At 62.2% G+C, this 13,992-nt stretch carries 12 protein-coding genes; 10 read left to right on the forward strand and 2 right to left on the reverse strand.

Annotated elements, in window-relative coordinates; translation table 11 throughout:
- Window positions 1-50 precede the first annotated feature (50 nt).
- Both XM50_RS08795 and XM50_RS08800 read right to left on the reverse strand, forming a co-directional pair.
- Window positions 51-1,283, reverse strand: a complete 1,233-nt coding sequence (locus XM50_RS08795) for a serine hydrolase domain-containing protein (protein ID WP_231621908.1) — start codon at window positions 1,281-1,283, stop codon at window positions 51-53.
- A 117-nt stretch (window positions 1,284-1,400) separates the two neighbouring features.
- Window positions 1,401-1,664, reverse strand: a complete 264-nt coding sequence (locus XM50_RS08800; protein WP_156167214.1) for a hypothetical protein — start codon at window positions 1,662-1,664, stop codon at window positions 1,401-1,403.
- 745 nt (window positions 1,665-2,409) lie between these two features.
- Between XM50_RS08800 and clcA the strand changes: the two genes are divergently transcribed.
- From clcA to XM50_RS08850, 10 genes are all read left to right on the forward strand, one after another.
- Complete coding sequence (gene clcA, locus XM50_RS08805) at window positions 2,410-3,750, forward strand: H(+)/Cl(-) exchange transporter ClcA (RefSeq protein WP_046408929.1); 1,341 nt, start codon at window positions 2,410-2,412, stop codon at window positions 3,748-3,750.
- An 832-nt stretch (window positions 3,751-4,582) separates the two neighbouring features.
- The gene (locus XM50_RS08810) at window positions 4,583-6,625 is read left to right on the forward strand and encodes a TonB-dependent receptor (RefSeq protein ID WP_082102921.1); all 2,043 of its coding nucleotides are present in this window, start codon (window positions 4,583-4,585) and stop codon (window positions 6,623-6,625) included.
- Between the two features lie 295 nt (window positions 6,626-6,920).
- Window positions 6,921-7,775, forward strand: coding sequence for an SH3-like domain-containing protein (locus tag XM50_RS08815; protein WP_052742514.1), 855 nt, complete (start codon window positions 6,921-6,923; stop codon window positions 7,773-7,775).
- Window positions 7,776-7,808: 33 nt separating this feature from the next.
- The gene (gene scnC, locus XM50_RS08820; protein ID WP_082102909.1) at window positions 7,809-8,570 is read left to right on the forward strand and encodes a thiocyanate hydrolase subunit gamma; all 762 of its coding nucleotides are present in this window, start codon (window positions 7,809-7,811) and stop codon (window positions 8,568-8,570) included.
- The gene (locus XM50_RS08825; protein ID WP_082102911.1) at window positions 8,567-8,947 is read left to right on the forward strand and encodes a hypothetical protein; all 381 of its coding nucleotides are present in this window, start codon (window positions 8,567-8,569) and stop codon (window positions 8,945-8,947) included. Before scnC ends, XM50_RS08825 begins: the two co-directional genes overlap by 4 nt.
- 22 nt (window positions 8,948-8,969) lie before the next feature.
- Window positions 8,970-9,623 (forward strand): HupE/UreJ family protein, encoded by a 654-nt coding sequence (locus XM50_RS08830; RefSeq protein WP_046408930.1) that lies wholly within the window; start codon window positions 8,970-8,972, stop codon window positions 9,621-9,623.
- Between the two features lie 173 nt (window positions 9,624-9,796).
- Window positions 9,797-10,108 (forward strand): hypothetical protein, encoded by a 312-nt coding sequence (locus XM50_RS08835; protein ID WP_046408931.1) that lies wholly within the window; start codon window positions 9,797-9,799, stop codon window positions 10,106-10,108.
- A 278-nt stretch (window positions 10,109-10,386) separates the two neighbouring features.
- Window positions 10,387-11,196, forward strand: coding sequence for a sulfite exporter TauE/SafE family protein (locus tag XM50_RS08840; protein WP_046408932.1), 810 nt, complete (start codon window positions 10,387-10,389; stop codon window positions 11,194-11,196).
- Between the two features lie 160 nt (window positions 11,197-11,356).
- A complete protein-coding gene (locus XM50_RS08845; RefSeq protein WP_046408933.1) occupies window positions 11,357-12,592 on the forward strand; it encodes an ammonium transporter in 1,236 nt (411 codons plus the stop codon).
- A gap of 78 nt (window positions 12,593-12,670) precedes the next feature.
- On the forward strand, window positions 12,671-13,906 hold the full coding sequence (locus tag XM50_RS08850; protein WP_046408934.1) for an SLC13 family permease: 1,236 nt from the start codon (window positions 12,671-12,673) through the stop codon (window positions 13,904-13,906).
- The last annotated feature ends 86 nt before the right edge of the window (window positions 13,907-13,992 follow it).

The raw sequence follows: 13,992 nt of genomic DNA on the forward strand, positions 1-13,992 counted from the left end.
CCCCCTTAGTTCGATTGCCGCTGGTTCTTATCGCGAACGGCTTCAACCGGCTAGACGCCGCGTGCAGCGATGATCCTGCCGTTGCCCGGATAGATCCACCACAGGCCGGTGTAGCTACCACCGATGAGGGCTGGATATTCCGTTCCGAACTTCTTCGGATCGCCCCCGGCCCGGAGCGCCTGCACCGCTGCGGCGGGGAACAGCCGCTCGCCGTTGATCACCCCCTCGTTCAGCACGAGGAGCCCGATCCGGCCGACGTCGCGCAATCCCGCACTAAGCCCGCCGCCGGCAAACGGCGTGCCATAGGCGTCCACCGTCATATAGGCGTCCTGCTCCGCGCCCATCCGCCGCCACAGCCGGTCCGACGCAAGGTTCGCTACCGATTTGCCGCTGACGCGCGAAATGATCCAGCCGAGCATGTCGGCATTCGGGGTCTTGTAGTGAAAGGCCTCGCCGTTCTTCCCTTCCGGCTTGATCTGCTCCAGAAACTCGAAATAGCCGTTCGGCCCCTTGTATCCGGCGGGCTTTGGCAGGGGGCTCGTAGCGGCCGCATATTTCCACACGCCCGCATTGGGATCGGCGTAATCCTCCGAGTAATCCAGCCCGGTCGTCATGTTCATCACTTCGCGCACCGTTGCGGTGCCGAAGGCGCTCTTTGCCACTTCCGGGACATAGCGGGTCACCAGTGCGTTCGGATCGAGCTTGCCCTCCGCGACCAGGATTTCCGCCAACAGCCCCGTCATGGACTTGGTCATCGACATGGCGGCATGCTTGCCGTCGGGCTCCAGGCAGCCGGAATACCACTCATAGACAACCCGCCCCTTGTGGAAGATCAACATGCCATCGGTGTAGTTGACGCCAAGCGACTGCTCCCATGTCATGGGCTTGTTCGAATTGAGCGGGGTGAACGTCAGCGCGTTGATCGTCTTTGCCGTTCGTGCAAGCTCCGCAGGCGGCAGATACGTCAGCGGAATGGCGTTTTTCAGGCCACGGTTGATCTCCACCGTCGGCAGCAACTGGCGAATGTGGCAGACCGACCAGCGCAGCTTGGGAAAGCTGAAGTAATCGGATTGCGGTTGCATGATCAGCTTGTCCTTGGGCGGGGGAAATCCCTGCATCCATCCCATCACGCGCGGGTCGGATGCCGCCGCCGACAAAGGCGCCTTCTGCGAGCCACCACCGAGCGAGGTCGTCTGTTCCTGAGCGGCCACGGCGGTGCCGAGCATCAATGCGAGAGTGAAGGCGGCGAGCGGACGCGACGCCCTAAAAATTGACCACGACATTGAAGAATTCTCCTGTCCAAGTCGGTGCCTTCCCCGCGACGCCGCCTTTATTCCGGCACCTGGGAAGAACGCGCTTATCCCTGCAGTCAGGAATACCTGCTGGTTGAAGATGCGGTGCTATTCGAGGAACAGATCGTCGAAGAGATGGTGTTTCGTCACCCCGGCGATCAAGTTCAACCCGCTGGAGGTTGAGACCGGGCGGGTTGCCCGACCGAACTCGGTCAGACCGGCCAGCTTGTCCGCAGGATATGCGCATAGCGGAGGGTGAGGGGGTCCTTGGTTCAGCGCGGGAGGTTTGGACATGTCGAGCACGGTCGTTCTCCACCCAGCACTCCCGGCGTGGTGCCCGCATTGATAACGCTCACCTTCGGCGTCGTTCATCACGCTGCTCGTGCCTCGAACCTGCAAGAACAGGTACATCAACTGACCGCGCCATGCGCTGGGGTTCCGGCGTCTGCAGGCCGAGGTGCCGAAAGCCCCTCGAGCTGCCGGTCCAGGAGCAAATGACAGCGAAGATAGCCGGGGCTCGGGAGTTATCCCGCTCCCGCCAAGCCCTGCATCTGGCGCGGCGGCTCATCGTCCGCCCGACTGTTTTCGGGCGGGTTAGGGGCTGACGGCCGACAGCGCGCCGGAGCACTCGCGACCGCATCAGCAAAGCGATCTAGGCCGAGGACTGGAGGGCAGACAAGAAGCGCTTATCGCTTATTCCAGCCGCTTCAGCTCGCGTTGCACGGCGCGAGATCGGTATGGTTCGGCTATTGGCGACGCAGGAAGTTCAGTCGGAACGACCCTTCGGACGGCGTCCGCTTCCCTCCACAATCATTGTGAAAGCCGCCACTCATCCATTGCGCTCAAGGCGCGCTGTGAGCAGCTGAGCCTAGTAGGGGGCGAGAACGGCTTAGGTTCGGCGCGGATCGCTCCGTTAACGCGATCCCTTACCGCCTCCGTCTTCTTCTCTGCCTTCGCGCGCGCTGCCACGTTCACCTTCTGGCTGTGATCAACGACATTTGAAACGGGCAGCGCGCGGGCATTCACTTCACCGTGCATCGGCCCGCCCGATGAACCAGTGGAGTTAAGCAACGTTGGTGCCTGCTGCCGCAACGATGTGAACTCATGGGGTGGGCACATGAACGACCCTATTCCGGCAAAATCGGCAGCCGAAGCTCGTGGAGCTTTGTTCCACTATCTTGTCCTCGCGACGATAGTGGGGGTGGTGACCGGCACCATCGGATCGTTGTTCCACCTCTCGCTCAATTCGCTTCAGCAATGGCCAATGCTGCTTCGGTCGCAGCTGGGTGGCTTTCTGCTGGTGACGACAGCTGCGCTCCTCACGATGATCGCGACGGTCACAGCAGTGGCGTTGGTCCGCCATCTCGCGCCGGAAGCCGGTGGCAGCGGCGTTCAGGAAGTGGAAGGGGCGATGGCTGGGCTCCGGCAAGTGCATGGGGCAAGGGTGCTGCCGGTCAAGTTCTTCGGCGGAATCGCCGCGATCGGTGGGGGCCTAGTGCTGGGGCGCGAAGGGCCAACGATCCACATCGGCGCATCGATCGCGTCCATGCTTGCGGGGCGATTCAGACTGGATGCTACCAGGCAAAGTGGCCTGCTCGCATCTGGAGCGGCGGCTGGCCTTGCCTGTGCCTTCAATGCACCCGTTGCCGGGGTTCTGTTCGTGATCGAGGAGACGAGGCGTCAGTTTCCCTATCGATTTGACACCTACATGGCGGTCATCCTGGCGGCGTTGTTGGCGACAGTCATGACCCAGCTGATCGGCGGCACAGGTGCAGATCTCTCCATGCCGGCGGCCGAGATGCCGCTCAGCACCCTTCCGCTATTCGTCCTGCTCGGATGCTTGCTGGGCGGGATCGGCGTTCTGCTCAACGCCGGCATTCTCCGTGCCCTTGCCCTGGCGGGCGCGTTGGCGAGGACAGCACCATATCTCTACCCCGCTGCGGTCGGACTGACGGTCGGTGTGCTGCTGGCGCTGATGCCGGACGCAGTGACCGGTGGAGAGGCATTAATCCCTGGGTGGGCCCGCGCGAACCCCGGCACATTCGCGCTGCTGGTGTTGTCGGCAATCCGCTTCTGCACCACAATTGCTAGCTATTCGGTCGGCGCGCCCGGTGGTATCTTCGCGCCCATCCTATCTCTGGCGGCCTGCATCGGACTGGCTTTTGCCGGGGCGGTTCACATGATCGTTCCATCAGGCACTCCAGTTTCCAGCGCATTTGCCATCGCTGCAATGGGCGGGCTGTTCACCGCTTCAGTCCGCTCGCCGATGGTCGGGGTGGTGCTGACACTAGAGTTGACCGGCGCCTACGCAGTCACGCTGCCGCTCGTTGCCACCTGCTTGTCCGCCAGCCTAGTGGCGCGGGGGCTGGGAGGCAGGCCAATCTACGAACAGCTACTCGACCGCACCCTCACACAGGCCGGCGCCAACCAGCCGCACCGAGGCGTAAAGGAGGCATGACGCGCTCCTGCGCGCGCTCTTGGCCCTAAAGGGCTTCCTGAAAGACGAAGGTGAAGCGATACGGTTTTCAGCTTGGCCTGTGGCTTCTAGCGGGTCGGTGCGGCAGTCGCTTCCATCAGCGTACTCGCTGATCAAAGCAACTGATGAACGTGGCGGCGAGCGCGATGGCAGAGAAGAAGGCGGTGGGGCAGCGGTCTTGGCGGGTGGCGGCGGGTAAATCTAAAAGCGTCGGGCCGCGCGAGCTTCATGAAGGTATCCCGCATAGCCGCTAAAGTTCCGCATCGGCGCGGGACCTGACAGACGCTGTAATGGCCCGGGGTCGCAGCTTTCCCTTGCTAAGCAGTAGGCCGCGACGATCGCGCCTCTTGATCAATGGCGAAATGGTTGCGGCATGCCCATCCTCATGCCGCTTTTGTGGCGATAGCATTTCAGGTGGAAGGAAAGCGGCACTCACATGAAGACGTGAGCTGGCCTTGCTAGGTGAACCGCATCTTTGAAGAGGTTCAACCCTCCCACCAGCCTCCAAATAGAACAATAGGGGGATTTAGGAGCGCGTATTTCAGAAAGGCTCTCTGTAATCATACGTAAAGTCACGAATCGACGAGTATCATATGCTCGTTAAGAAGTATTCGAAGACTAAGCTTAACGCACGGCACACTGCGTTGATGAACATACTGCCTAGCGCCGAATTTCTCCTCCTAGCGCGCGGAGTCATCCTTGGTCGTACTACATCGATCGTCGCTGGGAACCTCTCTCCTCTCCTGTCGAATCATCGAAGCACGAGATCGGCGGGGCACAATCGCCGAACTCTTTCCCACACCAAGGAATGTCGATGAAAACCATTTTAAGGGGGTGCCTGGCGGCGTTGGCTTGCGCTTTCACCGTACCGGCCGAGGCTCAGCTGAGCGGACAGCCAGCAGCCAAGCCGACGCCGGAGTCGACCGAGCCGGCGGGTGCCGATATCGTGGTCTTTGGTCGCGGGGAGGCGAAGATCGGCGTTGCCCATGCCGCCAGCGAGGGGACTGTGGCTGGTGCGGACCTGCTGGTGAGGCCGCTGCTGCGCGTCTCGGAACTGCTTGAAGCAGTGCCCGGCATGGTGGCCGCGCAGCATTCCGGCAGCGGCAAGGCCAACCAGTACTTTCTGCGCGGCTTCAACCTGGATCACGGGTCGGACTTCACCACCTACATCGATGGCGTGCAGATGAACCTGAGGACCCATGGTCACGGTCAGGGCTATCTCGACCTCAACGGCCTGATCCCGGAGATCATTGCGCGGGAGGATTTCCGCAAAGGGCCGTACCGCGCCGATGGCGGCGACTTCGCGCTGGCCGGCGCGGCCTATATGACGACGATCGAGAGCTTCAATGCCCCGTGGGTGTCGCTGGAAGGCGGTTCCTATGGCTATGCTCGGCTGGCGGCGGGCGGGACGACCGACGGGCTCGGCGCGGGCAAGCTGACGCTCGCCGGCCAAGCGAAAATCTATGACGGGCCGTGGCAGGAGCCAGAGCATCTTCGCCACGCGTCCGGCTTTGCCAAATATGTCGCGCCACTTGGCGAGGGAACGATCGAGGCGTCGCTCAATGCCTATCACGCGACATGGCGTCCAACTGAGCAGATCCCCGAGCGAGTCATCGGATCGCGGATCTGCCCCGATGTCTTCTGTTCGCCCGATCCGTCCGCACGCGGGCGCACCACACGGCTGGTCGGCAATATCGCGTTCCGCCAGACGGACTGGCGCGCGAACATCTATGGCCAGTTCTACGACTGGGCGATGACGTCCAACCCGACCTATACCGACCCGGACGGGACAAGTGCGCAGATCCGCCAGTTCGACCGGCGATGGATCATCGGTGGTCGCGGCGAGAAGCACTGGACGGTGTCCCAGGCGCTGACGCTCACGCTCGGCACAGAGGCGCGATATGATCATATCGGTAATGTCGGTGTGTCGCGCACGAGCGAGCGACGGTTCCTGTTTTCGCTCGGCCGATATCATGTCGAGGAGGCGTCGGCCGCGCTATATGGCGAGGCGACGTGGGAGCCGCTGGCGGGCCTTCGGCTGATCGGCGGCCTGCGCGGCGATTATTACCATTATTCCGTCCGTGCACGCGACGAGGCCGCAGCGCAGGCCGGCACGGGGAATGGGCATGATTCCATCCTCTCCCCCAAGGCCTCGGTCGCCTATTCGCTGACGCCGAACCTGGAATTGTACGGCAACTGGGGGCGGGGTTTTCACTCCAACGACGTTCGCGGCGCGGTGAATACCGAAACGCCCGTGCCGGTGCTGGTGCGCGGCGAGGGCAAGGAAGTGGGCGCGCGCTGGCAATTGTCCTCGCTGACGCTGACCGCCACGTATTGGTGGCTGGACGTGGACAGCGAGCTGCGCTTCGTCGGCGATTCCAACGCCGTCGAGCCGACCGGCGCGAGTAAGCGGCGCGGCTATGAACTGATTGCGTTCTGGCGGCCGCTGCGCTGGCTGGCGATTGACGGCAACTACACGGCCAGCCGCTCACGGTATGACAATGGCGACCGGATCCCCAATGCGTTCGAGGATGCGGCGTCTGCCGGCATCGCTCTTGTGCTTGACCCATGGGAGGCCAGCCTGCGTCTGCGCCACCTTGGGCCCTATCCGCTGATCGAGGACAATAGCGTCAGAGATGGCGGAAGCACCGTGTTCAACTTTCGCGCGGCGCGGAAGATCGGACGGTTCCAGGTCTATGGCGAGCTGCTCAACATCCTGAACAGCCGGGACAAGGACATAGTCTATTTCTACGAGTCCTACATCCCCTCGGTTGATGTGGACGGCCCGATCGAAGGGCGGCTGAGCCGGGTAGTCGAGCCGCGCACGTTGCGCCTGGGCGTTCGCGCCGAATTCTGACGAATGATGCTCCGTGCGGACGCCTGCGCGGCGGTTCAGGGTGAGCGCGTGCACCGATCAGGGATCGATGATCTCGCTAAAATGGCCGCTGCTTTTGGTAAGCTTTAGGGGAAGATGCGTATTTAGCGGTCAGTTTGCGTCCCCTACAACCAAAGGGCCGACAGAGGCTTTGGTACGAATTTGGTTGCTTCACGAAAGATGGGGCTGGCGGCGCCACAACAGCGCGCGTCGAAGCCACAAGTCACGACTGACCCAAAGCTTCCTCGTTTCGACCCGGAACAACGGAGATAGCGCGATGCCGTCACCCAAGGAAACCCGCCAGATCTACGAGACCGGCTCCCAATTGATGCCGGCGATCCATCAGGAAAGGGATTGGCCATACGAAGTCCCGCATATCCAGTATGAATCCTATATCTGGCCGACGCATGATGTTGGCGGTCAGGCAGCCGCTCCTCAGATCTTTGAAGAAAAAGAGGACGAGGATTGGGAGAACAACGTCTACATCACCTGCGAAGTACTGGGCTTTCGCGGCATGTGGAATGCCGAAGAGCGGCGTCGCATTTATGCCAATGATATTGGCATGACGCTCTATTACGGCTTTCCGTACAATGCGCGCTGGATCTGGGGCGCAGCAAAGATGCTGGTCGACAAGAAATACATCGGGCTGCTCGAACTGCAGGAAAAGATTGCCGAGATCCGCGAGCGGCTGGGCGTCAACGCCACCCGCGACGGACACGCCAAGTCGAACATCGGCGCGTCTGCTCATGTCGACATCGCCACCCATAATGGCGATCCCAGCCAGGCCAGCAGCGGGCAACGCCCCGATTACGGGCCCAAGCCCCCCTGGGAGCCGACGGGTGAGACGCTGCCGGGCCGTTTCAAGGTGGGCGACAAGGTGCGGGTGAAGGATCTTCCGGCGATCTTCTACACCCGCACGCAATTATATGCCCGCAACATGACGGGTACGATTGCTGCGCTGACCTATCCCGACCTGGTTCCTGCCGATGAGGCCTGGGAGCGCTACGATCAGCCGCAGCAGCAATATTATATTGTCCGCTTCCCGCAGACCGAACTCTGGGCGGAATATCCGTTCCCGAACGACACGCTGCAGAGTGAATATCCGGACATGTGGCTCGAACCCGTCAAGTAACTGACGCAATCGCCCCAGCCATAGGAGCTAAGCATGGCGACGACAGATAATCATGGCCACGACCATTCGCACGATCACGACGACGACCATCCGGGCGCAGCGCCGATGGTCGACGAGATTTCCGACTTCGAAGTGCTCGAGTTGGCGGTTCGTGAACTGGCGATCGAGAAGGGCCTGTTCACCGCCGAAGATCATCGCGTGTTCTCGGAATGGAACGACGCGCGGTCGCCGGCCGCGGGATCACGCATGGTCGCCAAGGCCTGGCTGGACCCCGAGTACAAGGCGCGGGTTTTTTCCGACCCGCTGAATGCCAGCAAGGAGGTGGGCGTCGACTGGGCCGAGCCGAGCGGCTTTGGCACCACCAGCGACTACATGCACCTGACCGTGCTCGAAAACACGCCGACGCTGCACCACGTGATCGTCTGCACCTTGTGCTCCTGCTATCCGCGGCCGCTGCTGGGCCATTCGCCCTATTGGTATCGCGCGCCCAACTACCGTCGCCGGATCGTGCGCTGGCCGCGTCAGGTCCTGGCGGAATTCGGCCTGGTCATCCCGGCCGAGGTCGAGGTGCGGGTCGAGGATTCCAATGCCAAGAGCCGCTTCATGGTCCTTCCCGTGCGGCCCGAGGGTACCGAGGGCTGGTCGGAGGATCAGCTCGCGGAGATCGTCACGCGCGATTGCATGATCGGCATCGCCCAGCCGAAGCCCGGCCGGACGACCGACGGCCCGCGGCCGATCCACAAGGCTAGCCGGCCCGTGCATAGCGGCGGCCGGCCCAAGGAGGCGACACGATGAGCGCCGCCGAGGCCGCCGGTCACGGCTACCCCCGGGGGCAATATGTCGACCTCAATCGCGTCGAGCTGCTCGAGGCACTGCAGGACGAGGACCAGACGTGGGAGCGGCTGGCGGCGCGCTGGTCAGTGACCAATCCGGAGCCGCCATGGAAGGTGTGCCTCGATGCGACCTGCGACGCCCTGTCGGCGGTCGGCGCGCTCGACTCGCTCGAGCGCCGGCACGCCGAGGACGAGCTGGAGGAGGTGTACAGCGAGATCCCGAACCCGGAGCGCCAGCTCCTGACGCTCGCGCACATCATGCTCAGCCGCGGGCTGGTGACCGAGGAGGAACTCGCTCGCCAGATCCGCACCGTCCGCGACCGGCTCGAAGCCGTCTAAGTTCCAAGGAGGTAGACATATCATGGCCAATCTTCGCTCTTCCGCCATACGTGCCGCCTGTGCGGTGCCTCTTTTCCTGGCGGGCACGTCGCCGGCATTCGCCCACCACCCGACGGGCGGCCAGACGCCGACGACGTTCGGCGACGGGCTGCTTTCCGGCATCGGGCACCCGATCATCGGGGTCGACCATTTCGCCTTTGTCGTGGCGGTCGGCATTGCCGCGGCGCTGGCGGGGCGGCTGTTGCCGCTGACCATCTCGTTCGTCGTCGGTGCCCTGGCGGGCTGCCTGGTACATATCGCGGGCGTCAACCTGCCGGTTGCCGAACTGGTCATCGCCGCGACCGTGCTGCTGCTCGGCGCGATCATCGCCACCAACCGGCAGCTTCCCGTGATCATGCTCGGTACGCTGTTCACAGGCGCTGGGCTGTTCCATGGCTGGGCCTATGGAGGGTCGATCCTGGGCGCGCAGGAAATGCCGCTGGTGGCCTATCTCAGCGGCTTCACCCTGATCCAGCTGGCGATCGCGGTGTTCGCCGGTCTCGTCACCCGCTGGGTGATGACCAGCCATCCGTCGCGCCAGATGAGCGTGCGGCTGGCGGGCGGTGTCGTTGCCGGCATGGGGCTGGCGATGTTCGCCGGGCAGATCGAGGGCGTGCTGTTCCCCGGCGTCCTCTGATCGCCGGCGGCGCGCGCCAACTGCGCGCTGGTTGAGTCGCCGCGTCATCGTTCCGGCACGGAGCACACGCTTCATCGCCGGAACGGTCGCCGCGCGCTGGCCCGGTGCCGGACACTGGCGGCGTCGCGATACTCTACCTTCCCGACAAACGCGAGTAACGCAGGAGAAGCATCATGGCAAAGTTCGAGAACCGGTTGGCCTGTGTGATCAAGTCTGATGGCACCATCGCCCGCGGGTACATGATCGACAAATGCGAAAAGAAGGGCGACAACGAATATCTGATAAGCTGGAAGATCCCGCTGCAGGGCGAGGCCAAGACTAACTTCGCGGGCACGATCGGCAGCGCGATGGAAGAGGAAGTCCAACCCGGCTTCATAACCGTTGGACTGACGCAAGATCCAAGTCAGATGCAGGTGCATACATTTGACGTGAGCGGCAAGCCTGCGGCCCGGTCATTTCACATCGCATGCTTCAGAGACGAGTAGATCGATGACGAATGCGGCCTCTGCCGTTGCTTCGACTATAATTCGGTTCGGAGCTGGAGCGCCTTGCTGAGGTTGGCGGTATACGCCTGGGCGTAAAATAGCCGAGCGCAGAGAGCGGGCGAGGCTGGTTGCGGTTGTCGACCGATCTGGCGCTCAACGATTGCGGGTGATGGCTGCGCGCCGGTTTACCCCCTCTCTGCGAAGGCACCCGTTCCGGCATGGGCCGGCAGGCATCACCCGCACCAGCGCTCGAAAGCAAGAGCAGAGGAGACCACCGGATGGATGACGTTCTCCTACGCATCGTGATATTCATACTGGTTGGTTTGATATCGGGCTTCTTCGCGGGCTTGTTCGGTATCGGCGGGGGCACCATCCGCATGCCGATCTTCATCTACCTGTTCCCCTGGCTCGGCGTGGCCCATCCGGTGATGATGCATGTAGCAACCGCGACCTCAATGGCACTCGTCATACCGAGCGCCATCAGTTCGAGCCGCAAGCACTACAAGCTCGGCGATTTAGATGTCGGATTTTTTAAGACCTGGGCCGTCGGCCTTCTCGTCGGCGTTGTGATCGGATCGATCCTGCTGCCATTCGGGTCGACCGAGATTTTGCAGGCCCTGTTTTCGATCTATATCGTCCTAGTAGGTCTCTACATCGCGTTCAATCACGGGCGCTTTTTTTTCGGCCAGCAGCCGCCAAAGGGCGCAAAGATGGTCGGCCTCTCTTCGGTCGTCGGCTTCGTCGCTGCGATGACCGGCACCAGCGGCGGCACGCTAACGACACCGATCCTCTCGGCCTTCAATATGCGTCTGGAACGCGCGCTCGCGATTTCTGCCGCCACCGGTCTGATCACCGGCACGGCGGCCTCAATCGGAGCTATCATCAGCGGTTGGAATGCCAAGGAGCTTCCGTCTTACTCACTCGGCTATGTCGACGTTATTATATTCCTGGTGATGGTTCCGACAGTCATGGTTGCCGCGCCGATCGGCGTGAGTGTCAGCCACAAGATGAACGAGCGAACATTACAGCTTACCTACGCGCTGCTGCTAATCGGCATCGGCATTGATCTTTTGCGGCGCCTCATCTGATCAGGACGGCGGGTTAGCCACAGAAGACACACAACTGTTCGAGCTCAGTAAAAAATAGCCCAGCCTGCAAGAGTAAGAAGAATTCACAGGTCATATAATCCGCTACGCGACTATAGTCGGGCCTCAGGATCGAATATGTAAAAATAGAGAGGAAGCGCTGATGAGAGGAATTGAACCAGGCGATACCGCCTTTCTGCTAGTCTGCACGGCGCTGGTCCTCATGATGACGCCGGCGCTGGCGCTGTTCTACGGGGGACTGGTCCGGGAACGGAACGTCCTGTCGGTAATGATCCAGAACTTCGTCTGTATCGGCGTGGTCGGCATCATCTGGGTGTTCGGCGGGTTCAGCCTTGCCTTTGGTCCGTCGATCGGCGGCTTCATCGGCGACATCCGCACCTATTTCGGGATGCATGGCGTGGGTGTCGGGGCCGACCCTGCCTATGCCTCGAACGTGCCGTTCATCCTGGTGTTCGGTTACCAGATGATGTTCGCCATCATCACGCCCGCGCTGATGACGGGTGCCTTTGTCGGCCGGATGCGGTTCGCGCCGTTCATGTGGTTCGTCGCGCTGTGGACGATCTTCGTCTATCTGCCGGTGGCGCACTGGATCTGGGGTGGCGGGTTCCTGTCCCGGCTGGGCGTGGTTGATTTCGCGGGCGGGATCGTGATCCATGCCTCAGCCGGCGCATCGGCGCTGGTGACCGCGATCTATCTTGGGCGGCGGCCAACGGGAGATAGCGGGCCGATTCCGGCGAGCCTGCCGTTGGTTGCTCTTGGGGCGGGCCTGTTATGGTTCGGTTGGTTCGGCTTCAACGCAGGCGGCGCTTACGCTGCCGATGGCCTTGCGGCTTATGCCTTCACCAACACCATGCTTGCCGGATCGATGGCGATGCTGGTGTGGATGTTCTGGGAGTGGCGGGAAGCCGGGCACCCGACATTCTCCGGTGTGCTGGTCGGGTCAGTGACGGGTCTTGCCACGATCACCCCCGCATCGGGATATGTTGAGCCAATGTCGGCGCTGCTGATCGGCGCGATCGGCGCTACCTGCTGTTATTTCGCCAAGTACATCCAATCGTGGTTGAAGGCGGAGGACACGCTGGAGGTGTTCCGCGCGCATGGAATTGGCGGAATCACCGGCTCGCTGTTGATTGGCGTATTGGCGAGCCCCGCGATCAATGCCGTCGCGGCAGGAGGCCGGCAGCTGTCGGTTCAAGCAATCGCGGTGGCGGTCGTCGTCATCTACGCCGTGATCGTCACCACCATCATCCTCTTCCTGCTTGACAAGCTGAGCAAGCTGCGCGTGCCGGTGGAGGTCCAGCGCGAGGGCCTGGACGAGCCGTTCTACGGAGAAAGCGCCTACAGCCTGTGGGGCATGAAGGCGGGGAAGCCGGACTGATGCGACGATCTGCGGGTGGTCCGGCGATACCGCCCACCGCGCTATCCATTCTTCCGTCGGAGGTGAACCGCTTCTGCCATGGAACTGACGCTCTTCATCTTCTTCCTCGTCTACCTTGCCATGGGGCTGGGCTCGCTGCCGTTCTTGAGGGTGGGGCGCACCGGTGCCGCGGTGATCGGCGGCATGGCGATGTTGACGATCGGCAGCATCACGCCGCAGCAGGCGTGGAACGCCATCGATTATTCCACGATGGGAATGCTGTTCGGCCTGATGGTGGTCTCCGCCGCTTTTGTGGTGTCGGGCTTTTACGGCTGGCTAGCCAGAAAGGCCGCAAGCTCCAACGTGTCGGAGCGCGCATTGCTGGCTATCCTTATCGTTGTCGGCGGGGTCATGGCGGCCTTTCTTACCAATGATGTCGTCGCGGTGTCGATGTGCCCGCTGCTCCTGTCGATCACCATGGCGCGGGGGTTGAACCCTGTGCCGTTCCTGCTGGGCTTCTGCTTTGCCGCAAATACCGGCGCGGCCGGCACCATCATCGGCAGCCCGCAGAACATAATCGCCGCGCAGAAGCTGAACCTCTCCTTCGCGGCCGTGTCAGAGATCACCGCCGTTCCCGCCCTGCTGTCATTGCCAGTGATCTGGCTCGTCATCACCTACCTCTACCGTGATCGGTGGAAACTGGCCATGCCCTCCACCGATGGGAACGGCGCGCCGGGCGAGACGGAGCCTCCTCCTTTCTCCGTGGGGGAAACGCTGAAGGCGGCCGTCACCGCATTCGCAGTTGTGGTGGCATTCGTCTTTAGCGACTGGCCCCGCGAAACGGTCGCTCTTACCGCGGCGGGAGTTCTGCTGCTCAGCAGGCGCGTCTCGTCTAAGTCACTGCTGCACGAAGTAGATGGCGAACTCATCCTCCTCATTATGGGGCTGTTCGTCGTCAATGCCGGCCTGTCTGCAACCGGTGTGCCGCAGCAGCTCGTGACGTACCTCGCGGCGGAGGGCATCAACCTTAATAACCCGACTGTACTCTTCCTCATCAGCAGCGTCGTCAGCGACCTGGTGGGAAACAACCCCGCCGTCATGATGCTCGTGCCCTATCTCCGTGTCGGAGGCGACGCGAATTGTCTCGGTGCCGCGCTGTCGCTCGGCACGCACTTTTCCAGCAACCTGGTTGTATTTGGCAGCCTTGCGGGGATCATCATGGTCGAACAGGCGAAGGATCGCGGGGTGAAGATCTCCGGTGCCGAATTCTCCAAGGCGGGCGTCCTCGTCACCGCAGCCACGATGATCATCGCGGTCGTGTGGCTGCTGATCTGAGCCCGCAGACCTATGGCTGGGCTTCAACGCGTCGTGAAAGGATGGCCATTGATGATCCCGCATGTCGTTCTGCTTCGGGGTCCCGC

This window comes from Sphingomonas sp. Ag1 (assembly GCF_000980895.1).
Taxonomy (GTDB): Bacteria; Pseudomonadota; Alphaproteobacteria; order Sphingomonadales; family Sphingomonadaceae; genus Sphingomonas; species Sphingomonas panaciterrae.

Bases quoted from the DNA above. Each gene is read 5' to 3' on its own strand.
- clcA (WP_046408929.1), top strand. From the start codon at position 2,410: ATGAACGACCCTATTCCGGCAAAATCGGCAGCCGAAGCTCGTGGAGCT.
- XM50_RS08835 (WP_046408931.1), top strand. From the start codon at position 9,797: ATGGCAAAGTTCGAGAACCGGTTGGCCTGTGTGATCAAGTCTGATGGC.
- XM50_RS08810 (WP_082102921.1), top strand. From the start codon at position 4,583: ATGAAAACCATTTTAAGGGGGTGCCTGGCGGCGTTGGCTTGCGCTTTC.
- XM50_RS08830 (WP_046408930.1), top strand. From the start codon at position 8,970: ATGGCCAATCTTCGCTCTTCCGCCATACGTGCCGCCTGTGCGGTGCCT.
- XM50_RS08795 (WP_231621908.1), bottom strand. From the start codon at position 1,283: ATGTCGTGGTCAATTTTTAGGGCGTCGCGTCCGCTCGCCGCCTTCACT.
- XM50_RS08840 (WP_046408932.1), top strand. From the start codon at position 10,387: ATGGATGACGTTCTCCTACGCATCGTGATATTCATACTGGTTGGTTTG.
- XM50_RS08845 (WP_046408933.1), top strand. From the start codon at position 11,357: ATGAGAGGAATTGAACCAGGCGATACCGCCTTTCTGCTAGTCTGCACG.
- XM50_RS08850 (WP_046408934.1), top strand. From the start codon at position 12,671: ATGGAACTGACGCTCTTCATCTTCTTCCTCGTCTACCTTGCCATGGGG.
- scnC (WP_082102909.1), top strand. From the start codon at position 7,809: ATGGCGACGACAGATAATCATGGCCACGACCATTCGCACGATCACGAC.
- XM50_RS08800 (WP_156167214.1), bottom strand. From the start codon at position 1,664: ATGAACGACGCCGAAGGTGAGCGTTATCAATGCGGGCACCACGCCGGG.
- XM50_RS08815 (WP_052742514.1), top strand. From the start codon at position 6,921: ATGCCGTCACCCAAGGAAACCCGCCAGATCTACGAGACCGGCTCCCAA.
- XM50_RS08825 (WP_082102911.1), top strand. From the start codon at position 8,567: ATGAGCGCCGCCGAGGCCGCCGGTCACGGCTACCCCCGGGGGCAATAT.